This is a genomic window from Streptomyces sp. NRRL S-920, assembly GCF_000717945.1.
In the GTDB taxonomy this organism is placed as follows: Bacteria; Actinomycetota; Actinomycetes; order Streptomycetales; family Streptomycetaceae; genus Streptomyces; species Streptomyces alboniger.
Map to the genome: position 1 here is coordinate 147,859 of NZ_JODF01000001.1, position 26,351 is coordinate 174,209.

Annotated in this window: 18 protein-coding genes; 14 read left to right on the top strand and 4 right to left on the bottom strand. The window is 71.9% G+C overall.

Features of this window, described 5'->3' with window-relative positions:
• The first annotated feature begins 33 nt into the window (after positions 1–33).
• The 4 genes from IG54_RS0100645 (at position 34) to IG54_RS0100660 (ending at position 5,531) form a co-directional block, all read left to right on the top strand.
• Positions 34–978: an oxygenase MpaB family protein gene (locus tag IG54_RS0100645; RefSeq protein ID WP_037895885.1), complete on the top strand. Its 945-nt coding sequence runs from the start codon at positions 34–36 to the stop codon at positions 976–978.
• A complete protein-coding gene (locus IG54_RS0100650; RefSeq protein ID WP_030775703.1) occupies positions 960–3,197 on the top strand; it encodes a serine/threonine-protein kinase in 2,238 nt (745 codons plus the stop codon). The genes IG54_RS0100645 and IG54_RS0100650 overlap by 19 nt, the downstream gene beginning before the upstream one ends.
• Positions 3,198–3,267: 70 nt before the next feature.
• Entirely contained in the window at positions 3,268–4,857 is a 1,590-nt protein-coding gene (locus IG54_RS0100655) for a phytoene desaturase family protein (protein ID WP_030775704.1), read from the top strand.
• A 56-nt stretch (positions 4,858–4,913) separates the two neighbouring features.
• Positions 4,914–5,531, top strand: coding sequence for a TetR/AcrR family transcriptional regulator (locus IG54_RS0100660; RefSeq protein ID WP_030775707.1), 618 nt, complete (start codon positions 4,914–4,916; stop codon positions 5,529–5,531).
• A 49-nt stretch (positions 5,532–5,580) separates the two neighbouring features.
• Here the strand turns inward: IG54_RS0100660 and IG54_RS0100665 are convergent, their stop codons facing one another.
• The gene (locus IG54_RS0100665; protein ID WP_030775710.1) at positions 5,581–6,807 is read right to left on the bottom strand and encodes an FAD-dependent oxidoreductase; all 1,227 of its coding nucleotides are present in this window, start codon (positions 6,805–6,807) and stop codon (positions 5,581–5,583) included.
• Between the two features lie 147 nt (positions 6,808–6,954).
• On the opposite strand from IG54_RS0100665, the gene IG54_RS0100670 reads away from it, so the two are divergent.
• Positions 6,955–8,067, top strand: coding sequence for a nitronate monooxygenase (locus IG54_RS0100670; protein WP_030775720.1), 1,113 nt, complete (start codon positions 6,955–6,957; stop codon positions 8,065–8,067).
• Entirely contained in the window at positions 8,064–9,629 is a 1,566-nt protein-coding gene (locus IG54_RS0100675) for an acyl-CoA synthetase (RefSeq protein WP_030775723.1), read from the top strand. The genes IG54_RS0100670 and IG54_RS0100675 overlap by 4 nt, the downstream gene beginning before the upstream one ends.
• A 56-nt stretch (positions 9,630–9,685) precedes the next feature.
• Here the strand turns inward: IG54_RS0100675 and IG54_RS0100680 are convergent, their stop codons facing one another.
• On the bottom strand, positions 9,686–12,091 hold the full coding sequence (locus IG54_RS0100680; protein ID WP_030775726.1) for a penicillin acylase family protein: 2,406 nt from the start codon (positions 12,089–12,091) through the stop codon (positions 9,686–9,688).
• A gap of 156 nt (positions 12,092–12,247) precedes the next feature.
• Between IG54_RS0100680 and IG54_RS0100685 the strand changes: the two genes are divergently transcribed.
• A complete protein-coding gene (locus tag IG54_RS0100685; RefSeq protein ID WP_030775729.1) occupies positions 12,248–13,756 on the top strand; it encodes an acyl-CoA synthetase in 1,509 nt (502 codons plus the stop codon).
• A 17-nt stretch (positions 13,757–13,773) separates the two neighbouring features.
• Positions 13,774–17,097: a tetratricopeptide repeat protein gene (locus IG54_RS0100690; RefSeq protein ID WP_158708764.1), complete on the top strand. Its 3,324-nt coding sequence runs from the start codon at positions 13,774–13,776 to the stop codon at positions 17,095–17,097.
• Positions 17,098–17,104: 7 nt separating this feature from the next.
• Here the strand turns inward: IG54_RS0100690 and paaK are convergent, their stop codons facing one another.
• Entirely contained in the window at positions 17,105–18,394 is a 1,290-nt protein-coding gene (gene paaK / locus IG54_RS0100695) for a phenylacetate--CoA ligase PaaK (protein ID WP_030775735.1), read from the bottom strand.
• Positions 18,395–18,576: 182 nt separating this feature from the next.
• Here paaK and IG54_RS0100700 point away from each other — a divergent pair, with 182 nt between their 5' ends.
• Positions 18,577–19,422 (top strand): alpha/beta fold hydrolase, encoded by an 846-nt coding sequence (locus tag IG54_RS0100700; RefSeq protein ID WP_030775738.1) that lies wholly within the window; start codon positions 18,577–18,579, stop codon positions 19,420–19,422.
• A 111-nt stretch (positions 19,423–19,533) separates the two neighbouring features.
• Complete coding sequence (aroQ, locus tag IG54_RS0100705; RefSeq protein WP_030775740.1) at positions 19,534–20,154, top strand: gamma subclass chorismate mutase AroQ; 621 nt, start codon at positions 19,534–19,536, stop codon at positions 20,152–20,154.
• 46 nt (positions 20,155–20,200) lie between these two features.
• Here the strand turns inward: aroQ and IG54_RS0100710 are convergent, their stop codons facing one another.
• Positions 20,201–21,832, bottom strand: a complete 1,632-nt coding sequence (locus IG54_RS0100710) for an acyl-CoA synthetase (protein ID WP_030775742.1) — start codon at positions 21,830–21,832, stop codon at positions 20,201–20,203.
• A gap of 199 nt (positions 21,833–22,031) precedes the next feature.
• Here IG54_RS0100710 and IG54_RS0100715 point away from each other — a divergent pair, with 199 nt between their 5' ends.
• The 4 genes from IG54_RS0100715 (at position 22,032) to IG54_RS0100730 (ending at position 26,314) form a co-directional block, all read left to right on the top strand.
• Positions 22,032–22,832, top strand: a complete 801-nt coding sequence (locus IG54_RS0100715) for a crotonase/enoyl-CoA hydratase family protein (RefSeq protein ID WP_030775745.1) — start codon at positions 22,032–22,034, stop codon at positions 22,830–22,832.
• A gap of 252 nt (positions 22,833–23,084) precedes the next feature.
• The gene (locus IG54_RS0100720; protein WP_030775748.1) at positions 23,085–24,047 is read left to right on the top strand and encodes a Zn-ribbon domain-containing OB-fold protein; all 963 of its coding nucleotides are present in this window, start codon (positions 23,085–23,087) and stop codon (positions 24,045–24,047) included.
• A complete protein-coding gene (locus IG54_RS0100725; RefSeq protein WP_420712215.1) occupies positions 24,048–25,127 on the top strand; it encodes a thiolase domain-containing protein in 1,080 nt (359 codons plus the stop codon).
• The gene (locus IG54_RS0100730) at positions 25,124–26,314 is read left to right on the top strand and encodes a thiolase domain-containing protein (RefSeq protein ID WP_030775754.1); all 1,191 of its coding nucleotides are present in this window, start codon (positions 25,124–25,126) and stop codon (positions 26,312–26,314) included. Before IG54_RS0100725 ends, IG54_RS0100730 begins: the two co-directional genes overlap by 4 nt.
• Positions 26,315–26,351: the final 37 nt, after the last annotated feature.

Consider the following 26,351-nt stretch of genomic DNA (forward strand, 5'->3'; position numbering starts at 1 on the left):
AAAAGGCATCACCCGGCAGGAGTTGGCCGCACAATGACCGAGCCCATAGCCCCGACCGCGCCCGACCCCGGCCTCTTCGGACCGGCGTCGGTGACCTGGCAGCTCCACTCGGACCCCATGATGTGGATCGCCGGGATCCGCGCCCTCTACCTCCAGGCCCTGCACCCCCGGGCGGTCCGCGGTGTCATGGCGAACTCCGACTTCCGCAACGACGCCTGGGGCCGTCTGATGCGCACCGCGCACTTCGTCGGCACCACCACTTACGGCACCACCGAGGCCGCCGAGAAGGCGGGCGCCCGCGTACGCAAGATCCATACGATGCTCACGGCCACCGACCCGGCGACGGGGGAGCGCTACGGCGTCGACGAGCCCGAACTGCTGCTCTGGGTGCACTGCGCGGAGATCGACTCCTACCTCCATGTCGCGCGAAGGTCGGGGATCCGGATGCCGGACGCGCTCGCCGACCGGTACGTCGACGAACACCGGCGGAGCGCCCGGCTGGTCGGCCTGGATCCCGCGGACGTACCGGCGTCGGCGGCCGGGCTCGCCGCGTACTTCGAGAAGGTGCGGCCCGAGCTGGCCGCCGGGCCCGACGCCCGCGCCGTCGACGACTTCCTCCGGCGCCCGCCGACGCACCCCCTGCTCGCCCCGGCGCGCGCCCTGCTGTGGCGGCGCGTCGCCGAACTCGCGTACGCCTCGCTGCCGCCGTACGCCCACGAGCTGTACGGCAGAGCCGCCCCACCGCCCACCACGGTGACCCGGCGGCTGACTCTCACCGGTACCGTCCTGCGCGCCGTCCCCGCGCGTGTGCGCTGGCAACTCCCGCCCAAACACATCCTGCGCGCCATGGCCCGCCTCGGCCCCGGCAGCCGCCCGGCCCCGTACAAACTCGACAGACGGGACGCCATACTGGACGGGCCGGGGAGGGCGCAGCGAGGCAACGGGGGCGACAGCACGAGATGGCGGACACCAGGCTGATCCAGGGCCGCTACCGGCTGCTGGATCTGATCGGGCGCGGCGGGATGGGCGAGGTGTGGCGGGCACGCGACGAGTCGCTCGGACGCCAGGTCGCCGTCAAATGCCTCAAACCGATGGGGCCTCAGCACGACCACTCCTTCACGCGCGTCCTGCGCGAGCGCTTCCGGCGCGAGGCGCGGGTCGCCGCCGCCCTCCAGCACCGCGGCGTCACCGTCGTCCACGACTTCGGCGAGTACGACGGTGTGCTGTACCTGGTCATGGAACTCCTCGAAGGGCGCAACCTCAGCCAGCTCCTGGAGGACAACAAGCAGCACCCGCTGCCCGTCGCCGACGTCGTGGAGATCGCCGCCCAGGTCGCCGCCGCCCTCGCCTACACCCATGAACAGGGCATCGTCCACCGGGACCTGAAGCCCGCGAACATCATGCTGCTCTCCGACGGCACCGTGAAGATATGCGACTTCGGCATCGCCCGCCTCGGCGCCGACATCGGCTTCACCTCCCGCCTGACCGGCACCGGCATCGCCATGGGCACACCGCACTACATGTCGCCCGAGCAGATCAGCGGCGAACCCGTCGACCAGCGCAGCGATCTGTACTCCTTCGGGTGCGTGCTCTACGAAATCGCCACCGGAGCCCCGCCGTTCGACCTGGAGGACGCCTGGGCCGTCCTCGTCGGACACCGCGACACCGCCCCCGCCCCGCCGCGCCGCCACCGCGGCGAACTGCCCGCCTACTTCGAGCACATCGTCCTCGACCTGCTCGCCAAGGACCCCGGCGACCGGCCGGCGGACGCGCGAGAGCTGGGCCGGCGCATCGCCGAGCACCGCGCCACCCCTTCGTACGTCCCGACGGTCGCCACACCCCCGGCGCGCCCGACCGGACAGCCGCCCGCCGGTGAGCCGAGCCTGCCCTCCTGGACCCGCGGCATGACCACCGGACACAAGGCGAGCGGCGCCTCCGTGCTGCGCACCACCCCGCCCGACGCGGCGGCCGGCCTCACCGGAGAGTGGATCCCGCGCACCGACGCACGCCGGACCCGGACCCCCCGCCAGGCCGAACGGCCCACACCGCCACCGGAGTTGATCGCCACACTCGCGGGCCGCCACAACGCGGGGCTGAGCCTCGGCAGGCTCGGGCGCTGGGCGGAGGCGGGCGAGGTGCACCGAGCCGTCGCCGCCGAACGCGAGCACGCGCTGGGCCCCGACCACCCCGACACGCTCGCCAGCCGGTACGAGGTCGGCTTCACGCTCAGCCGCACCGGCCGCGCCGCCGACGCCCTGCGCGAGTACGGCCGGGTCGCCCAGGGGAGGGAGCGCTCCCTCGGGCCCGAGCATCCGGACACGCTCGCGGCCCGCCAGGAAATGGCGTACGTACTGGGGCAGTTGGGGCAGCACTTCGAAGCGCACCAGATGTACACCTCGGTGCTCGCGGCCCGCGAGCGGACGGCGGGTCCCGACCATCCGGACACCCTGCGCTGCCGCCACAACCTCGCCTACAACCTCAGCCGCCTCGGCCGGCTCGAGGACTCCTACCGACTGGCCGAGCAGGTCGCGGCGGCCCGCGCGCGCGTCCTCGGCGCGACCCACCCCGACACGCTCGTCACCCGTTACGAAGTCGCGTACGCGCTCGGCCAGTTGGGGCGCTGGCCGGAGGCGTTGAACACCTATCGCGAAGTCGCCGAGGCGCGGGTGCGGGCGCTCGGCGCCGACCACCCCGACACGCTCGCCGCCCGCTACGAGGTCGGCATCAGCCTCGGCAGGCTCGGCCGCAGCGCCGAGGCGCTGGAGCTGTACCGCGACCTGATCGACGATCGTACGCGCGTGAGCGGCCCCGCCGACCCGGAGACGCTGCGGGCGCGGCACGGGCTCGGCGTCAACCTCGGCAGGCAGGGCCGATGGGAGGAGGCGCTCGCGGAGGCCAGGGACGTGTGCGCCATCCGCGAGCGGGTGCTCGGCCCCGACCACCCCGACACGCTGGTGAGCCGCCGCGAGGTCGCGGTGGGCCTCGGCTGGCTCGGCCGCTGGGCCGACGCGCTCACCGAGTACCGCAGGGTGGCGGCGGCCCGCGAGCAGGTACTCGGCGCCGACCATCCCGACGCCCTCGCCAGCCGCAACGACGAGGCGCACTGCCTGGAACAACTGGGCCGTGGCACGGAGGCGGTAGAGCTGTACCGCAGGGTGGCGGCGCTCCGCCAGCACCGGGCGGCCGGTCCGCACTGAGCCCCTCCTCCCGGGACGTGTCCCCGTCGCGGGCGGGTCCCCACCGGGAGTGCTCGTGCTAGGAAGAGGCATGTCCGATCGTGCTGCGTACGACGCCGTCATCGTCGGCGGTGGTCATAACGGTCTCGTCGCCGCCGCCTATCTCGCCCGCGCCGGGCGTTCCGTGCTGCTCCTGGAGCGGCTGGCCGGCACCGGGGGCGCCGCCGTGTCCAGCCGGCCCTTCGCCGGGGTCGACGCGCGGCTGTCCCGCTACTCGTATCTCGTCAGCCTCCTCCCGAAGAAGATCGTCCGGGATCTCGACCTGGACTTCAGGGTGCGCACGCGCACCATCTCCTCCTACACCCCGACCGAGCGCGCCGGACGCCCCACGGGCCTGCTCGTCGGCGGTGGCGAGGCCCGCACCCGGCGGGCCTTCGCGCGACTCACCGGGGGCGAACGCGAGTACGCCGCCTGGCGGGACTTCTACGCCATGACCGGCCAGGTCGCCCGCAGTGTCTTCCCCACGCTCACCGAACCCCTGCCCGGCCGCGAGGAACTCCGCGCCCGCGTCGACGACGCCACCGCCTGGCGGGCCCTCTTCGAGGAACCCATCGGCACGGCGATCGAGGAGCGCTTCGCCGACGACCTGGTGCGCGGAGTCGTCCTCACCGACGCCCTCATCGGCACCTTCGCCGACGCCCACGACCCGTCCCTGCGGCAGAACCGCTGCTTCCTCTACCACGTCATCGGCGGCGGCACCGGCGACTGGAACGTGCCCGTCGGCGGCATGGGCGCCCTCACCGGAGCCATCGCCGACTCCGCGCGCGGCGCGGGCGCACGGTTGCGCACGGGGTGCGAGGCGACGCGGATCGACAGCGACGGGGCGTGCGCCGAAGTCACCTACCGGGAGGGCGACCGCGGCGAGCGGACCGTCGCCGCCCGGCACGTGCTCGTGAACGCCTCTCCGCAGGCCCTCGCCACCCTGCTCGGCGACGCACCGCCCGCGCCCGCCGAAGGCGCCCAGCTCAAGGTCAACATGCTGCTCAAGCGGCTGCCGAGGCTGCGCGACACCTCCGTCGACCCGCGCGAGGCGTTCGCCGGGACCTTCCACATCGCGGAGGGCTACGAGGAGCTGGCGACGGCGTACGCCCAGGCCGCGGCCGGCGCCCCGCCCGCCGCGCCGCCCTCCGAGATCTACTGCCACTCGCTCACGGACCCGACCATCCTCGCCCCCGACCTCGTCGAGGACGGCTACCAGACCCTCACCCTCTTCGGACTGCACACGCCCGCCCGGCTCTTCGCCGACGACCACGACGCGGTACGCGACGACCTGCTGAAGTCGACCCTCGCCCAGCTCGACAAGCATCTCGCCGAGCCGATCGCCGACTGCCTCGCGCCCGACGCGGAGGGCCGCCCCTGCATCGAGGCCAGAACCCCGTTCGACCTGGAGCGCGACCTGCGCCTGCCCGGCGGCAACATCTTCCACGGCGACCTCGCCTTCCCCTTCGCTGAGGACACCGGAGCCGTCGAGGCCCCCGAAGCCGCTGAGGGCGGCGGCGCCCGCTGGGGCGTGGCGACGCGGCACGCGAACGTCCTGCTGTGCGGGGCGGGCGCCGTGCGCGGCGGGGGCGTCAGCGGCATCCCGGGCCACAACGCAGCCATGGCCGCCCTTGGCCAATAGCCCTGGTGTACGGTCATACGTCGATCATCAGCGCGAGCGAGGAGAGGGGCGCCACGATGGCTTCCCGCCGAGGGGACGGCACCCCGACCTTCACCGAGCAGGCCCGCCGCGGCCAGCTCATCGAGTGCACGATCGACCTGATCGCCTCGAAGGGCTATCCGGCGACCTCCCTGGCGGCGATCGCCGAGCAGGCGGGCCTGTCGAAGGGCGCGGTCCTCTACCATTTCGCGTCCAAGGACAACCTGGCCCAGGCCACCTTCTCGTACGTCGTCGAACGGTTCACCGCGTACGTGAACGACAAGGTGGCCGCCGCACCGGACCCGCGCGCGGCCGTCGTCGCGTACGTCCGGGCGATGATCGGCTACCAGCGGGAGAACCGCCGCCATGTACGGGTGATCACCGAGGTGCTCCTCGACGACGCGGGCGGCACCCGGCTCAAGAACCCCGGCGGCCATGACACGGCGGGCCGCTGGAACGCCCTCGCGGACCTCCTCGCCGCGGGGCAACAGGCCGGACAGCTGCGGGAGTTCGCCCCGGCCACGGTCGCCCTCGCGATCGGTGGGGCGATCGACGGCGTGGTCGCGCACTGGCTCACCCATCCGGAGCTGGACCTGGATGCCGCGGCGGACGAACTGGTGACGTTCACGCTGCACGCCATCGAGAAGCGCGGCTGAGACCTCCCGGTACCCGCCTTTTGCCTCCCGCCCGGGGCCGGACCCGTGGTCAGCGGCGCGCGAACGCCGGTGCGTGTTCCGGGCGCACGCCCACCCCGCCCAGGTACCCCGTCACCGTCCGCAGCGCGGGCACTGCCCGCAGCATGCGCAGGGGCAGCGGCAACCGGTCCCCGCTGAGGGTTCCGGCGAGCGCGGGCCTCAACAGCATCTCGTGCTCGCCCAGTTGCTGCTTCTGCGTCATGGCCATCGGCAGCCACCGGCGCTTCTGGACGCGGGCGAGGTCGCGTACGTCCACGCGGCCGTGCCGCAGCGGTTCGGCGAGGAGGCGGGCCGCGGCGACGGCGTCCTGGACCGCGAGGTTGACGCCGACGCCACCGACCGGGGACATGGTGTGCGCGGCGTCGCCGATGCAGAGCAGGCCCTCGGTGTACCAGCGGGGCAGCCGCCCCATGGTGACCTCCAGGAGTTTCACGTCATCCCAGGAGCGGATCTCCGCCATCGTGGCGGGGTCCCAGCCGAGCAGCGCGCCCAGACGCTCGCGGAATCGTTCGATGCCGTGGGACCGCAGCTCGCCGTCCGTGCCCTTCTTGATGAGGTATGAGGTCTGGTAGTAGTCGCCGCGGTCCATGGTCGCGGCGACCTGGCCGTCGCGCACGCGCATGAAGACCCGGTCGCTCTTGACCTCGTCCGGTGGCGCGGGCACCCGGACCTGCCAGACGTCGATGGGCACGTCGTACGAGATCGGTACGAGCCCGGCGGCGGCGCGGACCAGGGAGCCCCGGCCGTCGCAGGCCACCGTCAGATCGGCGGCGATCTCGCCGGACGTGCCGTCGCCGGTGACGTAACGCACCCCGGTGATCCGGCCGGAGCCGTCCCTGCGCAGCCCGGTCGCCGCCGTCCGCATGCGCAGCGTGAACGACGGCTCGGTGGCGGCCTCGCCCGCGAGCAGATCGAGGAAGTCCCACTGGGGGACCATCGCGATGTACTTGTGTCTGCCGGGAATGTGCCGCAGGTCTCCCGCGACGACCGTGGTGTCGTCGATGTGCATCCGCATGTCCCGCAGCTTGCGGACCGGCAGCCGGGCGAAGCGTTCACCGAGGCCCAGTTCATCGAGCAGGCGCAGGGTCGAGGGGTGCACGGTGTCCCCGCGGAAGTCGCGCAGGAAGTCGCCGTGCTTCTCCAGGACCGTCACCTCGATCCCCGCCCTGGCCAGCAGCAGGCCGAGCATCACGCCGGCCGGGCCACCGCCCACTACACAGCACGTCGTGCGTTCCATCTCGGTGTCCTCCCTGAGTAGGTGCGGCCACACTAACCGATCGGTTAGTAATCTGACCACGCGGTCAGGCGAGGCGTCCGCCCAACAATCTGACGCAGCATCAGGAAACCTCTTCCGTCGGCCGGGCCGCTGCGGCATCCTGCGGCCATGCAGACGGAGTTGAGCAGGAGACTGGGAGTCGAGCACGCCATCTTCGGTTTCACGCCCTTCCCCGCGGTGGCCGCCGCCATCAGCAGGGCGGGCGGGCTCGGGGTGCTCGGCGCGGTCCGCTACACGGCACCCGACGACCTGGCCGGGGATCTCGACTGGATGCAGGAGCACGTCGACGGCATGCCGTACGGGCTCGATGTCGTCATGCCCGCCAAGAAGGTCGAAGGCGTCACGGAGGCCGACGTCGAGGCGATGATCCCGGAAGGGCACCGGCAGTTCGTCAAGGACACCCTCGCCAAGCACGGCGTACCCGAGCTGGCCGAGGGCGAGGCGTCCGGCTGGCGCATCACCGGCTGGATGGAGCAGGTCGCCCGCGACCAGCTCGACGTCGCCTTCGACTACCCGATCAAACTCCTCGCCAACGCCCTCGGTTCACCCCCGGCCGACGTCATCGAGCGCGCGCACGCCCACGGCATCCTCGTCGCCGCCCTCGCGGGCAGCGCCCGGCACGCCCGCAAACACGCGGACGCCGGCATCGACATCGTCGTCGCCCAGGGGTACGAGGCGGGCGGCCACACCGGCGAGATCGCCTCCATGGTGCTCACCCCCGAGGCCGTGGAGGCGGTCGCGCCGCTGCCGGTGCTCGCCGCCGGGGGCATCGGCAGCGGCGAGCAGATCGCGGCCGCTCTCGCGCTCGGCGCCCAGGGCGTCTGGCTCGGCTCCCTGTGGCTCACCACCACCGAGGCCGACCTCCACTCGCCCGCCCTCACCCGAAAACTCCTGGCGGCCGGCTCCGGCGACACGGTCCGCTCCCGGGCCCTGACCGGCAAACCCGCGCGCCAGCTGCGTACGGAGTGGACCGACGCGTGGGACGACCCGCAGGGGCCGGGGCCGCTGCCGATGCCGCTCCAGGGGCTCCTCGTCGCCGAGGCCGTCTCGCGCATCCAGAAGTACGAGGTGCAGAACCTGCTCGGCACCCCGGTCGGGCAGATCGTCGGCCGGATGAACAGTGAACGCGCCGTCCAAGCCGTCTTCGACGATCTGACGCGCGGCTTCGAGCGGGCCGTCGACCGGATCAACCGCATCGCGGGAAGGGGAAGCCAGTCGTGAGCACACCTGCCAACAGCGCCCCGCCGAACGGCTTCTGGGCGCAGGCCGTCGCCGACCCCGCCCGCACCGTCCTCATCGCCCCCGGCGGCGAGCAGTGGACGGCGGGCCGACTGCACGGCGCCGTCAACCAGTTGGTGCACGGGCTCCGGGCCGCAGGTCTGGAGCGCGGCGACGCCTTCGCCGTCGTCCTGCCCAACGGCGTGGAGTTCTTCACCGCGTACCTGGCCGCCGCCCAGGCCGGTTTCTACCTCGTCCCTGTCAATCACCACCTGGTGGGCCCCGAGATCGCCTGGATCGTCGCCGACTCGGGCGCCAAGGTGCTGATCGCGCACGAGAGGTTCGCCGACGCGGCCGTGGCGGCGGCCGACGAGGCGGCGCTCCCGGCGACCCACCGCTATGCCGTGGGCGACGTCCCGGGATTCCGACCCTACCGCCAACTCATGGACGGGCAACCGGAGTCCGTACCCGAGGACCGCACGCTCGGCTGGGTCATGAACTACACCTCGGGCACCACCGGCCGCCCCCGCGGCATCCGCCGACCGCTGTCCGGCAAGCTCCCCGAGGAGTCCTACCTCGGTGGTTTCCTCGGCATCTTCGGCATCAAGCCCTTCGACGGCAACATCCACCTGGTCTGCTCACCGCTCTACCACACCGCCGTCCTCCAATTCGCGGGCGCCGCCCTGCACATCGGTCATCCGCTGGTCGTCATGGACAAGTGGACACCCGAGGAGATGCTCCGTCTCATCGACGCGCACAAGTGCACGCACACCCACATGGTGCCGACCCAGTTCCACCGCCTGCTCGCGCTGCCGAACGCGACGAGGGCCGCGTACGACGTGTCCTCGATGCGGCACGCGATCCACGGCGCCGCCCCCTGCCCCGACCACGTGAAGCGGGCGATGATCGACTGGTGGGGCGAGTGCGTCGAGGAGTACTACGCCGCCAGTGAGGGCGGCGGCTCCTTCGCCACCGCGCAGGACTGGCTGAAGAAGCCCGGCACGGTCGGCAAGGCCTGGCCCATCAGCGAGCTGGCCGTCTTCGACGACGAGGGCAACCGCCTGCCGCCCGGTCAACTGGGCACCGTCTACATGAAGATGACCACCGGCGGATTCTCGTACCACAAGGACGAGTCGAAGACGAGGAAGAACCGCATCGGCGACTTCTTCACCGTCGGCGACCTCGGGCTGCTGGACGAGGACGGCTATCTCTTCCTGCGCGACCGCAAGATCGACATGATCATCTCGGGCGGTGTGAACATCTACCCCGCCGAGATCGAGTCGGCGCTGCTCACGCACCCCGCCGTCGCCGACGCCGCCGCCTTCGGGATCCCGCACGACGACTGGGGCGAGCAGGTCAAGGCCGTCGTCGAGGTCGCCGAGGGCAGGGCCGCCGACGATGCCCTCGCCGCCGAGATCCTCGCCCACTGCGAGCACCGCCTCGCGGGCTACAAGCGGCCCAGGAGCGTCGACTTCATCGAGACGATGCCCCGCGACCCGAACGGCAAGCTGTACAAGAGGCGGCTGCGCGACCCGTACTGGGAGGGACGCGAGCGCGCCATGTGAGCGAAGGGCCGGGCCACGCCGCCGCCCGGCCCCCGACGCTCAACTGCCGTGCGGACTCAACGGCGTTCGCGCACCCGCACCACCTTCAGCGCGGGATCCTCACGGATGTCCTTCTCGCAGAAGCGCGACGTCACCCAGCGCTCCTTCGCGTAAAGCCGCGTCTGATCGCTGTAGTACGGCGAGTTGGGGTCGGCGGACTGAGAGTACGTCAGCAGCGTACGGGCCTTCGGGCAGCGGCCCTCGCTCCAGCCGACCGCCTGGATGTGACTCGACCCGTGCGTGACCTCGGTGTAGCCCTCCTTCGCGCTCCAGGTGGGGTCGATCTTGTTCCACACACCGAGGGACTCCGTGCCACCGTGTATCGGCAGGCGCTCGCCGCCGCGTACGACGTACTGGTTCTCGCCCAGCGGCGCGTCGAGCGCGATCCCCGCCGCGTTCAGCTCGGCCACCGCGTCGGCCAGCGCCCTCGGGAACTCCGGTGCCGTCGTGTCGAGGGTGTTCGGCGTGCGCACCGGGTCGGCCGCGGAGAACGGCACCTTCCACAGCCGCGCGTTCGGCACCGTCGCCGTCAGCTTGCGCCAGAAGCGGTCGAAGAGCAGCGCGCCCCGGCTGTCGGTGTTCATGGTGCGGTCCCAACGCGCCAGCGCCGTACAGGCCTTGGACACGTCGACGGGCTTGCCGTCGCTGCCCGTCGCGGTCCCGCCGGGCAGTGCCGCGCACGCCCTCGCGGTGTCCTCCCCGGCGAGATCCGCCACGGGCACGCGGTTCGCGAACTGCTGGCGTTGCAGGTCCCCGACCGTCAGGCCGCCCCTCTTCGCCATCGCGGAGACGTCCTCGATGGCGCCGCGCGTGCGCACCGAGCGCTGGGTGCCGAGGGATCCGAAGACCCGCTCATAGCCGGTGATCGGCCGGTCCGCGTTGGTCAGCCACGCGCTGTCGTTCGAGTTCTCCACGTACGGGGCGTCCTTGAGCGTCGGCATCCGCGAAGGGCCGAAGATCCCGGGCTGCACGGCGTCCTTGTCGGAGCCGAGTGCGCACGCGCCCCGCGAGCCGTCGAGCACGGCGACGCCCGACACCGGGTAGGTGACCTTGCCGAGGTCCGTGCTGCAACGCCGCACCAGCTCGTCGGTGATGCGGGGAAGCACCTGCGACTGCGTGAACAACGACCGGCCGCGCCGGTCCGCCGCCACGGTGTTCACCCAGGGCAGCCCCTGCGTGTCGCGCAGGGCCTTGAGGATGCCGGCGGTGGACCGGGCCTTGCCGAAGCGGAGACCGGTGTCGTTGCCGCGCAGATTCACGGCGTTCGGGTCGTTGAGCGCGTACGCCGTGGTCGCGGACCAGGGCAGCGGCAGCTGCGGGCCGAAGCCGGTGATGACGGGGCCGTAGCGCGTCCACCACTGGGTGCGGGTCACCGGGGCGCCGCCCTTCACGGGCACCGTCACGGTCCGCTTCGTCATCCTGTGCGGCTTGCCGTCCACCAGGTAGGTGGTCGGATCGGCCGGGTCCAGCGTGAGCTGGTGCAGGTTCAGGGGGACGCCGGTGGCGACGGTGTGGCTCCACGCCACGTCACCGTTGAAGCCGATGTTGATCGCGCCGGTGCCGATCAACGAGGCGCCGGACACGTTCAGTTCGCCCGGGATGGTCTGCTGCGACTGCCAGAAGCGGCGCCCGCCCTGCCAGGGGTAGTGCGGGTTGCCGAGCAGCAGGCCCCTGCCGTTCGCGGTGGTCCCACCGTGGAACGCGACGGCGTTGGAGCCCATGTCGGAGTCCCGCGCCGAGAACAGCTCCCGGGCGGCCTGTGCCGAGCGGCGCGGATCGGCCACGCGGTCCCTGGCCGTGTCGCCCGGCGGCCGTGCGCCCGTGATGCCGTCGACGCCGCGCCCCTGCCCGCCGAGCACCTGCACGGCGAAGCCGTGCCGGGCCACGTCGAGCGCGGTGATCGGGCGGACCCAGTCGGCCTTCGCGCAGGCCGGGTCGGTGACGCGGTTCTGTGCCAGCCAGGCGTTGTAGCCCGCGGCGAAGCCGCGCATCAGCTCCTTCGTCTCCCGGCTGGGGCCCGCGGGGGCGGGCCGCTTCAGGAGCTTCTCCACGGTCCCGGCCTTCCGCACACCGCGGAAGTACAGATCGCTGCTGAGGTTCGTGGAGGCCGACGACAGGGCGGCGCCGGGGGAGGCGTCCGCCCCGAAGTGGCGCGAGCGCTCGCCGCGTACGGTCACATAACCGTCGGCGAGCGTGCACACCTGGTCGGCGGCCTGCGCCCAGCCGGTGCCGAAGCCGAGGTCGGCGTAGTCCTTGGCGAGGATGTGCGGAATGCCGTACTGCGTATAGCGGATGGTGGCGTGCAGGCCGCCGCCCGACGGATGCGCGTCGCGCGGAGCGGCCACCGCGCCGGCCGGCAGCAGGGCCACCGCGGTGAGCAAGGTGATCCCGGCGGCGGCCAGACGTCTCGTACGGGTACGCAAGGGTGCCTCCCAACAGCGTTGACGGAAGGGGCGGTTGAGCGTACCAAGCGGTATGTCATCTGTGGGGTCCGTTGACCGGGGTGCTGTGGCGTCCCGCCGGGTGGCGTGCCGTGTGGTCCCTTGACCCGGGTGCCGCGGGAGGCACAGGATCACGCCATGACGGGTGTACGGGAGAGCACGGTCGACGCAGTCCTCAGCCGCAGCGCGCGCCGCACACCGCGCCGGACGGCACTGCGCTACGGCGAGCGGTCCTGGACGTACGAGGAACTGGACGACGCCGTCTCGCGCGCCGCCCGCGTACTGCGCGACCACGCCCTGGTGCCGGGCGAGCGGGTCGGCGCCTACGCCCACAACTCCGACGCCTATCTGATCGGCTTCCTCGCCTGCGCCCGGGCGGGCCTGGTCCACGTGCCGGTCAACCAGAACCTCACCGGCGACGACCTGACGTACATCCTCCGCCAGTCCGGCAGTTCGCTCGTCCTCACCGACCCGGACCTCGCCGGGCGCCTCCCCGCCGACGTGCCGGCCCTGCCCCTGCGCGACACGGACGGCTCGCTGCTCGCGCGGCTCGCCGCGTCACCCCCGTACGAGGGACAGGGCCCCGGCGGCGACGATCTGGCGCAGCTGCTTTACACCTCGGGCACGACCGCCCGGCCGAAGGGCGCCATGATGTCCCACCGCGCGCTCGTGCACGAGTACGCGAGCGCGATCACCGCCCTGGACCTCAAGGAGGGCGACAAGCCGGTCCACTCGCTGCCGCTCTACCACTCGGCGCAGATGCACGTCTTCCTCATGCCCTACCTCGCGGTCGGCGCCGAGAACACCGTGCTCGACGGGCCGGACGCCGAGCGGATCCTCGACCTCGTCGAGGCCGGGCGCGCCGACAGCCTGTTCGCGCCGCCCACCGTGTGGATCGGCCTCGCGAACCACCCCGGCTTCGCCACCCGCGATCTCGGCGCGCTGCGCAAGGCGTACTACGGCGCGTCGGCCATGCCGGTGCCGGTCCTGGAACGACTGCGTTCCACACTGCCCGGTCTCGGCTTCTACAACTGCTTCGGGCAGAGCGAGATCGGCCCGCTCGCCACCGTCCTCGGACCCGACGAGCACGAGGGGCGGATGGACTCCTGCGGGCGACCCGTCCTGTTCGTCGAGGCGCGCGTCGTCGACGAGGACGGCCGTGAGGTGCCGGACGGCAGTCGGGGCGAAGTCGTCTACCGCTCACCGCAGTTGTGCGACGGCTACTGGGACAAGCCGGAGGAGACCGCCGAGGCGTTCCGCGACGGATGGTTCCACTCGGGGGACCTCGCCGTGCGGGACGCGGAGGGCTACTTCACCGTCGTGGACCGCGTCAAGGACGTCATCAACTCCGGTGGCGTGCTCGTCGCCTCCCGCCAGGTCGAGGACGTACTGTACGCCCACCCGGGCGTCGCGGAGGCCGCCGTGATCGGGCTGCCGGACGAACGCTGGATCGAGGCGGTCACCGCTGTCGTCGTACGCAAGGACGCGGAGCTGTCGGAGGCCGAACTCATCGCCCACGCCCGCGAGAAGCTCGCCCACTTCAGGGCGCCCAAGCGGGTCCTGTTCGTGGACGAGCTGCCGCGCAACGCCAGCGGGAAGATCCTCAAGCGGGAGCTGCGGGACCGCTTCGGTGACGGCATCATGTGAGGCAGGGGGTGGGGCAGTTGGCGGAGCGGCAGCCGTCGCGGCAGAACCTGAACAGGCGCCGTCGCCGAACCGGCTTCGTCGGCCGCCAGGGCGAGCTGGGCGTGTTCCGGGACAACCTCTCCCGGGACCCCGCGGACGACGCCTTTCAGTATCTCTTCCACGTCCACGGCCAGGCAGGGGTCGGCAAGACGTCGATGGTGCGGCAGTGGGAGGCCCTGGCGCGCGAGGCGGGGGCGCTCACCGCCTACCTCGATGACGACGTGCACAGCGTGATCGAGGCGATGGAAGCGATCAGCGCCCAGTTCGAGCGCCAGGGCGTGGCACTGAAGGGGTTCAAGAAGCTGCTCGCGGCCTATCGACAGCGGCGTCATGAAGCCGAATCGCCCCTGACCGTGGCGGGGGTGGGGTGTGCGCAGGACGCGGGAGGCGGGGCGTCGCCCACGGCGTCGCCTTCCAGCACCATCGCGGCGCAGGCAGGTCTCGCCGGGCTCGGGATGGTGCCGGGCATGGGTGCGGTCGCCGGCGCCATGGACCCGCAGCAGCTCGCCCAGGGCGCCGATCGGATACGTGCCTCGCTCAGTGGCCGGTTCCGCAACCACGCCGATATCCAACTGGTGCTGTCTCCCGTGCGGATGCTGACGCCGGTGTTCATGGACGACCTGGCGGAGGCGGCCGCACGGAGTCCGCGTGTCGTGCTGTTCTTCGACGTCTTCGAGCGGACCAGCCCCGTTCTGAACGAGTGGCTGCGGGACATCCTGGTCGGTGAGGAGTACCCGGGCCTGCCCGTCAACGTCCTGGCCGTCCTGTCCGGTCAGGGGCGGCTCGACGCCCGGTGCTGGGGAGACCATCTGGATCTGGTGGCCGACATCCCGCTCGCGGTCTTCACCGAGGAGGAGGCCCGGCAACTGCTGGCGGCCCGGGGCGTCACGCATGAAGAGACCATCCAGGTCATCCTGCATCTGACGGGGCGGCTGCCGGTTCTGGTCGACACGCTCGCACTGAACCGCCCCCAGGAGCCGGGGGAGGTCGCCGACCCTTCCGAGACCGCGGTCGAACGGTTCCTGAAGTGGGTGTCGACCCCCGAGCAACGGGCCGCGGCCCAGGCCTGCGCACTGCCCCTGCAAATGGACGAGGACATCTACCGGGAGACGGTCCCCGAGGCGCTGGCCGATCAGTACGGCTGGCTGCGCGGTCTCCCCTTCGTCACCGGCCAGGCCGGCCGCTGCCGCTACCACGACGTCGTCCGCGCCGCCATGCTCCGGTTGCAACGCACCCAGTCACCCACGCGCTGGCAACAGCAGCACACGCGGCTCGCCGACATCCATCGCCGGCGAGGCCAGGCTCTCCAGGAGACGCTCGCACCCAACGACGGCCGGTCGCACAGCGTTTGGCGGGAGCACCGGCTCAACGAGACGTACCACCGCCTGTGCGCGCGCCCCGACCACGCCCTGCCGGACGTCCTGCACGACCTCGTGCGGGCCTGCGACGCGGGCACCGCCGTTCTGCGGCGCTGGATACACATGGTCGTCCAAGCCGGGAAGGACTCCGCGGACGAGCGGCTCACCTCGTGGGGGGACCTGCTCGCCGCCGCGTTCGGAGAGCCCGCCGACGACCTGATCTCCGCTCTGTCACTGGTACTCGCCGCCCCGGAACTCCGCGCCGAGGACCGCGCCTCGGCCCACATGCTCCGAGGCCGCCAACACCGCAGGTCCGGCGAGTACGAAGCGGCCTTGACGGACTACGCCTCCGCTCTGGCGCCGAATCCGGACTTCGCCCGTGCGCTGTACGGTCAGGGTGAGACCCTCCGGCTGATGGGGCGTTACGACCAGGCACTGCACAGCCTTTCCAGGGCGATGGACGTGGAGCCCGACGACCCCTGGAGCATCCTGGCCCGCGGACAGACCTATGAGGCGATGGGCCGCTACGACGACGCCCTCGCTGATTTCGGCCGTCTGAAGGAGAGCGACGACGACGTGGGTTGGTGGGCCCTCGTCCACCGGGGGGACATCTACCGGACCATGGGCCGCTACACCGAGGCTCTGGCCGACTGCGACGAAGCCATCGGACGCAAACCGGACGATGCCTGGGCCGTTGTCCGGCGTGGCATGGTCTACCAGGCCATGGGTCGTCTTGAGGAAGCTCTCGCCGACTACGACCACGCCGCTGAGCAGCAGGCCACTCGGGCCTGGGCGTGCACCGTGCGCGCCCAGATCCATCGCTCCGCCCACCGGTTCGAGGCGGCGCTGGCCGACCACGACCGCGCCGGTGAAGCCAAGCCGCACGGCGCGTGGGTCATCGGCAACCGCGCGGAGACGTACCAGGCCATGGGCCGTTATGACGATGCGCTGGCTGACCACGACCGTGCGATCGAACTGGACCCGGAAGGCGCGTGGGTCATCGCCAGCCGGGGGCACACCTATCGGGCCATGGGCCGCTATGCAGAGGCCGTGGCCGACTACGACCGCGCCATCCGACTACAGCCGGGAGAACCCTGGCACGTGGTCCGGCGGGGGCAATCCCTTGAGGAGATGGGGCGCTGCGACGACGCCCGGGCCGACTACGACCGTGCCATCGAGATGGCTCCCGCGCGGGTCTGGATGTGGGTTGTGCGCGCCCAGTTCCTTCAGCGCGTCGAGCGGTACGAAGACGCGCTGGCCGACTACGACCGTGCCATCGAGCTGCTCCCGGGCACCGCCTGGATCCTCTCCAACCGGGCCTTCGTTCTCCGCTTGCTGGGGCGGTACGAGGACGCGCTCGCCGGTTACGACCGTGTGATCGCGCTCGATCCGACGGACGAATGGGCCTTCGTGGGCAGGGGAGAGGCGTACCGGGCCCTGGGCCGCTACGAAGAGGCCGTGGCCGACTACGACCGTGCCATCGAGGTGGATCCGGAAGAACCCTGGAGGTTGTCCAAGCGCGCGCTGGCATACCGGGCGCTGGGGCGGTACGAGGACGCGCTCGCCGACTGCTACCACGTTCTGCACATCCGGCCCGACAACGCCTGGTACCACTTGGAATGCGCGGTGGTCCTCAGGTTGCTGCGGCGGCCGGAGGCCGGTGACCACATCCGGCGCGCAGTGGAGGTCTACTCCGCTGAGGCGGGCGGTGAAGGCCCCGCGGCCGCCCATGCGCGAGGCAATCTTCTGGTGGTCCACTGCGCGGCCGACGCGTGGGGCGAGGCGGCCGCGGAACTGGAACGCTTCCTGGCCTGCGGCCCCCGCAGGCGACGTATCCGTGAAGCGCTGGACGACCTGAAGGACCTCCAGGAGGCCTTGCCGATGGACCATCAACAGATGGAACCCATCCGTCGGCGGCTGGAGCGTGCCGTGACACTGCCATGACGAGGCTCTACGCCCTTTCCCGCAGATCCACGATCCGCTTGAACTTGCCCACCGAACGCTCGATCGTCTCCGGGTCGACGATGTCCACGCCGACCGAGACACCGATGCCGTCCTTCACGGCCGCGGCGATCTCCCGGGCCGCCGCCTCGCGCCGCTCGCCCGGCGTGTCGGCGCGCGCCTCGGCCCGCACCGTCAGGGCGTCCATGCGCCCCTCGCGGGTCAGCCGCAGCTGGAAGTGCGGCGCGACGCCGGCCGTGCGCAGCACGATCTCCTCGATCTGCGTGGGGAAGAGATTGACCCCGCGCAAAATCACCATGTCGTCACTGCGGCCCGTCACCTTCTCCATCCGCCGGAAGACCCGGGCCGTACCTGGAAGCAGCCGCGTCAGATCGCGCGTGCGGTAGCGGACCACGGGCATGGCCTCCTTGGTGAGGGAGGTGAAGACCAGTTCGCCGCGCTCCCCGTCCGGCAGCACCTCGCCCGTGATGGGGTCGACGACCTCGGGATAGAAGTGGTCCTCCCAGATGTGCAGCCCGTCCTTGGTCTCCACGCACTCCTGGGCGACGCCCGGGCCGATGACCTCCGACAGTCCGTATATGTCGACCGCGTCGATCGCGAAGCGCTCCTCGATCTCGTGCCGCATCTCCTCGGTCCACGGCTCCGCGCCGAAGATGCCGACCCGCAGGGACGTCGTACGGGGATCGATGCCCTGCCGCTCGAACTCCTCCAGGAGCGTGAGCATGTACGACGGGGTCACCATGATGATCTCGGGGCGGAAGTCCAGGATCAGCCGGACCTGACGTGCCGTCATGCCGCCGGACGCGGGAATGACCGTGCAGCCGAGCCGCTCGGCGCCGTAGTGGGCGCCCAGACCGCCGGTGAACAGGCCGTACCCGTAGGCGACATGGACCTTGTCGCCGGGCCTGCCGCCCGCGGCGCGGATCGAGCGCGCCACCACGTCCGCCCACATGGACAGATCGCGCTCGGTGTACCCGACGACCGTCGGCTGGCCCGTCGTGCCGCTGGAGGCGTGCAGCCGGCGCACCTCGGACTGCTCCACCGCGAACATCCCGAACGGATAGTTCGCCCGCAGGTCGTCCTTGGTGGTGAACGGGAATCGCGCCAGGTCGGCGAGCGAACGGCAGTCGTCGGGGCGCAGGCCCGCCTGGTCGAAGGCCGCCCGGTAGAACGGGACGTTCTCGTACGCGTGCAGCAAGGTGTCCTGAAGGCGCTCCAGCTGCAACGCCCCGAGTTCGCGGGGGCCGAGCTGTTCCGCCGCGTCCAGCTGTGGCGGCATACGCGTCATAAAGGGTTCTCCCGTCCCGAACGGGCGACCGATCATTCGGTCGTCGATCTTCTGTCGAGGTCAGTAATCCAGTCCCCGAGGTGGCCGTCAAGAGATCTCGCACGGCCGTCGGGCCGGTGGGCCGACGCGCACCGGCGTTGCCCGGACCGTGCCGGGATGTGATGATCCCCGGCATGCCGGTATTCAGCGCGTACGACGGGACCCAGCTGGCCTACCACGAGAAGGGGGAGGGCGAGCCGCTGCTCTGCGTGCCGGGCGGCCCCATGCGGGCCTCCGTCTACCTGGGCGATCTCGGCGGCCTCACGGCGCACCGCCGCCTCATCCTGCTCGACCTGCGGGGCACGGGCGACTCCGCGGTGCCGGACGACACGGCGACGTACCGCTGCGACCTTCTCGTCGACGACATCGAGGCGCTGCGCGAGCACCTCGGGCTCCACCAGGTCGACGTGCTCGGGCACTCCGCGGGCGGTGACCTCGCCACGCTGTACGCGGCCCGCCACCCCAAGCGGATGCGCACCCTGGTCCTGGTCACCCCGGCCACGTTGGCCGTCGGGGGCGCCGTGACCGACGAGGACCGCCGCGAGGCCGCCGCGCTGCGCAAGGACGAGCCCTGGTACCCGGCGGCCGAGGCCGCGCTGCGGGAGATCGCGCAGGGCCGTGCCCCCAGCGCCGGCTGGGAGGCCATCGCACCGCTCACCTACGGGCGCTGGGACGCGGCGGCCCAGGCGCACCGCGCGCAGAGCCCGGCCCAGAAGAACGCGGCGGCCTCCGAGGCGTACTACGCCGAGGCCTCCTTCGACCCGCCCGCCACCCGCGCCGCCCTCGCCTCCCTGGCCGCGCCGGTACTCGTACTGGCGGGCGCCTATGACGGTGGACCGAGCCCCGCCCGGGCCGAGGAACTGGCGGCGCTCTTCCCAGCCGGCGTGTGCCAAGTACAGCCGGGCGGCGGGCACTTCCCGTGGCTGGACGATCCGGAGTGGTTCAGGCGGCGGGTGGCGGGGTTCCTGGCGCAGGACTGAGCGGTGCCCGGCTGGGCGGTGCTTGGCCGGTCCGGCCTGCTCGGAGCGACAGGCGGAGCGCTCGTACGATGGGCGGGTCCACGCCAGCAGCGAGCCGCGAGGGAACTCTCCGTGCATCTCACCTCGACCGTGGGTCGTGCCCTGTCCGCCTGCGCCGCGACTGCCGCCTTGTTCGCCGGAAGTGCCGTGGCGGTCGCCGCACCCGTACCAGCCCCCGCGCCGCAGGAGCTGACCGCGCCCACGGCCCCGTACGGCCAACTGCGCCCGCTCGCCGACCTGTCGGCCCAGCGTCTCGCCGCCGCCGACCTCGTCGCCGCCGCCAAGTACGGCACGGACAGTCCCATCGACGATCCGGTCCGCGAGAAGCAGGTCCTGGACGCGGTGGCCCGTCAGGCGCGGGAGACGGGCGGCGACCCGGAGGCGACGGTCCGGATCATCCGCGACCAGATCGACGCCAACAAGGTGGTCCAGCGAGGGCTGTTCCGCCGCTGGGACGCCGACCCCTCCCAGGCGCCGAAGGAGCGTCCGGACCTCAGTGAGGTCCGCGAGGAGATCAACCGGATCAACGGCGGTCTGGTGCGGGGCATCGCCGCGTCGGCCGACGCGCGGACCGCGCCGTACTGCGGGGGAGTCCTGACCGCGGCCGCCGTACACACCCGGCATGCCGACCGGCTCGACGCCCTGCACGGCGTCGCGCTGGGGCGGGCGCTGCGATCCGTCTGCGCGCGATGAGGTCCGGCCGACCCGGGCGGGCGGCCCGAGGTGCGCCGGTCGGACCTCAACCCCCCGCCGCCACCGCCTTCGCCCACCGGTAGTCCGCCTTGCCGCTCGGCGAGCGCTCGATGTGGTCCGTGAGGACCACCGCGCGCGGGATCTTGTACCCGGCGAGCAGCGGGCGGCAGTGGGCCTGGACGGCCGCCAGGTCCAACGAGGGCGCCCCGCCGCGCAGTTGGATGACGGCGGCGACCCTTGAGCCCCAGCGCTCGTCGGGCACGCCGGCGACCAGCGCGTCGTACACGTCCGGATGGGACTTCAGGGCCTGCTCGACCTCCTCCGGGTACACCTTCTCGCCGCCGGTGTTGATGCACTGCGAGCCGCGTCCGAGGACGGTGACGATGCCGTACTCGTCGACCGTCGCCATGTCACCGAGCAGCACCCAGCGTTCGCCGCCCTTCTGGAAGAACGTCTCGGCGGTTTTCACCGGGTCGTTGTAGTAGCCGAGCGGCACGTGGCCGCGCTGGGCGAGGCGGCCCGGCACCCCGACGGGGACCGGCTCGTGCGTGGCCGGATCCACCACGCGCGTACGGTCGTTGACCTCCAGGCGAAAGCCCTTACGGGGGCCCGAGTCGTCCGTCGCCCTGCCGTTGGAGCCGGACTCGGAGGAGCCGAAGTTGTTGAGGAGGAGTACGTTCGGCACCAGTTCCTGGAACTGGGCCCGCACCGTCTCCGACATGATCGCCCCGGAAGAGGAGACGCTGAACAGCGACGACAGATCGGTGCCCTTGAGCGGGCCGCGCAGGGCGTCGATGAGCGGCCTGAGCATCGCGTCGCCCACCAGGGACACGCTCGACACCTTCTCCCGCTCGATGGTGCGCAGCACCTCCTCGGGCACGTACTTGCGGTGCAGGGCCACCCGCTGGCCGTAGTTGAAGGCGATGAACGACGTCAGCGTCGACGTGCCGTGCATCAGCGGGGGAGTGGGGAAGAAGGTGAGGCCGGCCCCGCCCGCCGCGACCCGCTCGGCCAGCTCCTCGGGCCGCTTCACCGGCTCACCGGCCGGTTCACCCCCGAAGAGCCCCGCGAAGAACAGGTCCTCCTGACGCCACATGACGCCCTTTGGCATACCGGTCGTGCCGCCCGTGTAGATGATGAACAGGTCGTCCGCCGAGCGCGGTCCGAAGCCGCGCTCCGGTGAGCCCGCGGCCTCCGCGTCGGCGAACGCCACCACGTCGACGGCGTCGGTGGCGCCGAGTGAGGGCGCGCCCGCGGGCGGCTCGCCCACCCGTATCAGGTGCCGCAGCTTCTCCGTGCGCGGCAGCGCCGCCGCGACCCGCTCGGTGAACTCGGCGTCGAAGACGAGCGCCGCGAGATCCGCGTCGCGGTAGAGATAGGCCAACTCCTCCTCGACATAGCGGTAGTTGACGTTGACCGGCACCAGCCGGGCCTTGAGGCAGCCCAGGACCGTCTGGAGGTACTCGACGCCGTTGTACAGATGCAGCCCCAGGTGCTCGCCGGGCTTCAGGCCGCTGTCGATGAGGTGGTGCGCGACGCGGTTGGCCACCGCGTCCAGCTCGGCGTAGGTCAGCCGGCGCTCCGCGCCCGTGCCGGGGTGGTCGATATAGACAAGCGCCTCGCGGCCGGGAACCACGTCGACGACCGACTCGAACAGGTCGGCAAGGTTGTACTCCACCGCGCTCCTCCTGACCCCGGCGTCCACTGCGAGCCCCCGCTTGGCGGTCATCAGAGCAGAGGCACCCACAAGTGGGAAGGGTCCCCGCGCAACAAAACTGACTGGGTGTCAGAAAGCTATTGAACTGGCACCCCGGCTACTGCAACCTGTTCCAGGTCCGGGGGCGACAGGATGCCCGGCGACGGAGGGAGCACGGCACATGGGCGGGACGGAACACCTCTCCGTGCGGCGCGAAGGCGCCACACTGATCCTCACGCTGAACAGGCCCGAGGCGAAGAACGCGCTGTCGCTGCCGATGCTCGTGGGCCTCTACGACGGATGGGTGGCGGCCGACGAGGACGACGCGGTCCGCTCGATCGTGCTGACCGGCGCGGGCGGAGTGTTCTGCGCGGGCATGGACCTCAAGGCCCTCGCGGGCAACGGGATGGAGGGCGAGCGGTACCGGGACCGGATGCGGGCCGACCCCGATCTGCACTGGAAGGCGATGCTGCGCCACCACCGCCCCCGCAAGCCGGTCATCGCCGCCGTCGAGGGCTACTGCGTGGCCGGCGGCACGGAGATCCTGCAAGGCACGGACATCCGGGTGGCGGGGGAGTCGGCGACCTTCGGCCTCTTCGAGGTGCGGCGCGGGCTCTTCCCCATCGGGGGATCGACCGTGCGGCTCCCGCGCCAGATCCCCCGTACGCACGCCCTGGAAATGCTGCTCACCGGGCGGCCCTACTCGGCGGCCGAGGCCGCCGCCATCGGCCTCGTCGGACATGTCGTGCCGGACGGCGCCGCACTGGAGAAGGCTCTCGTCATCGCCGAGCAGATCAACGCGTGCGGGCCGCTCGCCGTGGAGGCGGTCAAGGCCTCCGTGTACGAGGCCGCTTCGCTCTCCGAGGCGGACGGTCTCGCGGCCGAGCTGAAGCGGGGGTGGCCCGTGTTCGACACCGCCGATGCGAAGGAGGGCTCCAGAGCCTTCGCGGAGAAGCGGTCCCCGGAGTTCCGGCGAGCCTAGGCCGGCCGAATGCCACCTGCGGGCCGGTGGGGGCTGGTCGCGCAGTTCCCCGCGCCCCTTCGGGGCGCCCTTGCTGCGAAGGAGGGCTCCAGAGCCTTTGCGGGGAAGCGGTCCCCGGAGTTCCGGCGAGCCTAGGCCGGCGGAATGCCACCTGCGGGCCGGTGGGGGCTGGTCGCGCAGTTCCCCGCGCCCCTTCGGGGCGCCCTTGCACGGGGCGGTCCTCCGCCCCATCGTCGAGAATCGGAGTTGGTCATGACATCCGCCCCCGTGCCCGAAGTGCTGCGTGCGCCTCTCGTCGTCGAATTTCCCTTCACCCGGTCCCTCGGACCCGTGCAGAGCGCGTTTCTGACCGGGCTGCGGGAGCGCACCGTGCTCGGCGTGAAGACCGGGGACGGGCGCACGCTCGTGCCGCCCGTCGAGTACGACCCCGCGACCGCCGAAGAGATACGTGACCTCGTCGAGGTCGCCGACACAGGGACCGTCACCACCTGGGCCTGGAACCACGAGCCCCGCCGCGCCCAGCCCCTGGCCACCCCCTTCGCCTGGGTCCTGGTGAAGCTGGACGGCGCCGACACGGCCCTGCTCCACGCCCTCGACGCGCCGGGGCCCGACGCCGTACGCACCGGCATGCGCGTCCGCGTCCGCTGGGCCGCCGAACGTGTCGGCGCCATCACGGACATCGCCTGCTTCGAGCCGTACGACGGGGATGACGCCCCCCAGCAGAGCGCGCCCCACAGCGGGGAGTTCACCGACCCCGTCACCGGGATCGTCGCGGCCGCGCGGCTCGACTACACCTACTCGCCGGGCCGCGCCCAGAGCGCCTACATCAACGCCCTCTCCGAACAACGGACCGTCGGCGAACGCTGCCCCGTCTGCCGCAAGGTGTACGTCCCGCCCCGGGGCGCCTGCCCCACCTGCGGCATCGCCACGGCCGAGCGGGTCGAGGTCGGGCCGCGCGGCACCGTCACGACGTACTGCGTCGTCAACATCAAGGCGAAGAACCTCGACATCGAAGTCCCCTACGTCTACGCGCACATAGCCCTCGACGGCGCCGACCTCGCGCTGCACGCCCGCATCGCCGGGATCCCCTACGACGAGGTGCGGATGGGGCTGCGCGTCGAACCGGTGTGGACCGAGGGCGGCCGCTTCCCCGACCACTACCGGCCGACGGGCGAGCCCGACGCCGACTACGACACGTACAAGGAGCTGATCTAGATGGCGCCCGGTAAACCGTCCGTGATGCGCCCGGCCCGCGGCGTCGCCGTCGTCGCCTTCGGGCAGACCGACCATCTGCGCACCACCGACGAGATCTCCGAAGTCGAGATGCTCATGCCGGTACTGCACCACGTCCTCGCCGCCACCGGCCTGCGGACCAGCGACATCGGGTTCACCTGCTCCGGCTCCTGCGACTACCTCGCGGGCCGCGCCTTCTCCTTCACGATGGCGCTCGACGGAGTGGGCGCCTGGCCGCCGATATCCGAGTCGCACGTCGAGATGGACGGCGCCTGGGCGCTGTACGAGGCGTGGGTGAAGCTCCAGACCGGCGAGGCGGACACCGCGCTCGTCTACTCCTACGGCAAGTCCTCGCCAGGCTCCGTCCGCGACGTGCTGACCCGGCAGCTCGACCCGTACTACCTCGCCCCGCTGTGGCCCGACTCCGTGGCGCTCGCCGCGCTCCAGGCGCAGGCACTCATCGACGCGGGCGAGACCGACGAGCCCGCGCTGGCCGGCGTCGCCCGGCGCAGCCGCGCCGACGCCGCCGCCAACTCCCACGCGCAGCTCAGCGGTTCGGTCGCGCAGGGCGAGTACGTCGTACGCCCGCTGCGTACCGGAGACTGTCCGCCGGTCGGCGACGGGGCCGCGGCCGTGATCCTCGCGGTGGGGGAGCGGGCCCGCGATCTGTGCGAGCGGCCCGCCTGGATCCGGGGCATCGACCACCGTGTCGAGGCGCACGGCCTCGGGGTGCGCGACCTCACTGACTCACCGTCCACCCGCCTCGCCGCCGAGCGCGCCGGCGTCTTCGAACGTCCCGTGGACACCGCTGAACTGCACGTGCCCTTCACCTCCCAGGAAGTCGTGCTGCGCAAGGCCCTGCGAATCGGCGACGACGTCACCGTCAACCCCTCCGGGGGCGCGCTCGCCGCCAACCCCATGATGGCCGCGGGGCTCATCCGGATCGGCGAGGCGGCCGCCCGCATCCACCGGGGCGCGTCGCACCGCGCCGTCGCACACGCCACCTCGGGGCCCTGCCTCCAGCAGAACCTGGTCGCCCTCCTGGAAGGAGACGCCCGATGAGTAGCCAGGTGAGCGGTCGGACGGGCAAGGAACCCGTGGCCGTCGTCGGGATCGGGCAGACCAAGCACGTGGCCACCCGACGTGACGTGTCGATCGCGGGCCTGGTCCGCGAGGCCGCCCAACGCGCTCTCGCGGACGCCGAGTTGTCGTGGGCGGACATCGACGCCGTCGTCATCGGCAAGGCCCCGGACTTCTTCGAGGGCGTCATGATGCCCGAGCTGTACCTCGCCGACGCGCTCGGAGCCGTCGGGAAACCCATGCTCCGCGTGCACACGGCGGGCTCGGTCGGCGGCTCCACGGCCCTGGTCGCCGCCAACCTCGTCGCGGGCCGCGTCCACGGCACCGTCCTGACCCTCGCCTTCGAAAAGCAGTCGGAATCCAACGCGATGTGGGGCCTGTCGCTGCCCATCCCCTTCCAGCAGCCACTGCTCGCGGGGGCGGGCGGCTTCTTCGCCCCGCACGTGCGCGCGTACATGCGGCGCACCGGCGCGCCCGAGACGGTCGGCTCCCTCGTCGCGTACAAAGACCGGCGCAACGCCCTGAAAAACCCCTACGCGCACCTCCACGAGCACGACATCACCCTGGAGAAGGTGCAGGCCTCGCCGATGCTCTGGGACCCGATCCGCTACTCCGAGACCTGCCCCTCCTCCGACGGGGCGTGCGCGATGGTCCTCACCGACCGTGCGGGAGCGGCCCGTTCACCGCGGCCGCCCGCCTGGATGCACGGCGGCGCGATGCGCAGTGAGCCGACGCTCTTCGCGGGCAAGGACTTCGTCTCCCCGCAGGCGGGCAAGGACTGCGCCGCCGACGTCTACCGGCAGGCGGGCATCGCGGAGCCCCGCCGGGAGATCGACGCCGTCGAGATGTACGTGCCGTTCTCCTGGTACGAGCCGATGTGGCTGGAGAACCTCGGCTTCGCGGCGGAGGGCGAGGGCTGGAAGCTCACCGAGTCCGGTGTGACGGAACTCGACGGCGACCTGCCCGTCAACATGTCCGGCGGCGTCCTGTCGACCAACCCCATCGGCGCCTCCGGGATGATCCGCTTCGCGGAGGCGGCACTTCAGGTGCGGGGACAGGCGGGGGAGCACCAGGTGGAGGGGGCGCGCAGAGCGCTCGGGCACGCCTACGGAGGAGGCGCGCAGTTCTTCGCCATGTGGCTCGTCGGCGCCGAACCACCCGCCACCTGACGCCACCCGGCACCTCACCCGGCAGCCGACGGATCGT

Excerpts from the sequence above, each read along its gene's own strand:
- IG54_RS0100665 (WP_030775710.1), bottom strand. The coding sequence starts at position 6,807 with ATGGAACGCACGACGTGCTGTGTAGTGGGCGGTGGCCCGGCCGGCGTG.
- IG54_RS0100670 (WP_030775720.1), top strand. The coding sequence starts at position 6,955 with ATGCAGACGGAGTTGAGCAGGAGACTGGGAGTCGAGCACGCCATCTTC.
- paaK (WP_030775735.1), bottom strand. The coding sequence starts at position 18,394 with ATGCCGCCACAGCTGGACGCGGCGGAACAGCTCGGCCCCCGCGAACTC.
- IG54_RS0100650 (WP_030775703.1), top strand. The coding sequence starts at position 960 with ATGGCGGACACCAGGCTGATCCAGGGCCGCTACCGGCTGCTGGATCTG.
- IG54_RS0100730 (WP_030775754.1), top strand. The coding sequence starts at position 25,124 with ATGAGTAGCCAGGTGAGCGGTCGGACGGGCAAGGAACCCGTGGCCGTC.
- IG54_RS0100645 (WP_037895885.1), top strand. The coding sequence starts at position 34 with ATGACCGAGCCCATAGCCCCGACCGCGCCCGACCCCGGCCTCTTCGGA.
- IG54_RS0100685 (WP_030775729.1), top strand. The coding sequence starts at position 12,248 with ATGACGGGTGTACGGGAGAGCACGGTCGACGCAGTCCTCAGCCGCAGC.
- IG54_RS0100725 (WP_420712215.1), top strand. The coding sequence starts at position 24,048 with ATGGCGCCCGGTAAACCGTCCGTGATGCGCCCGGCCCGCGGCGTCGCC.
- IG54_RS0100655 (WP_030775704.1), top strand. The coding sequence starts at position 3,268 with ATGTCCGATCGTGCTGCGTACGACGCCGTCATCGTCGGCGGTGGTCAT.
- IG54_RS0100715 (WP_030775745.1), top strand. The coding sequence starts at position 22,032 with ATGGGCGGGACGGAACACCTCTCCGTGCGGCGCGAAGGCGCCACACTG.
- IG54_RS0100660 (WP_030775707.1), top strand. The coding sequence starts at position 4,914 with ATGGCTTCCCGCCGAGGGGACGGCACCCCGACCTTCACCGAGCAGGCC.
- IG54_RS0100700 (WP_030775738.1), top strand. The coding sequence starts at position 18,577 with ATGCCGGTATTCAGCGCGTACGACGGGACCCAGCTGGCCTACCACGAG.
- IG54_RS0100720 (WP_030775748.1), top strand. The coding sequence starts at position 23,085 with ATGACATCCGCCCCCGTGCCCGAAGTGCTGCGTGCGCCTCTCGTCGTC.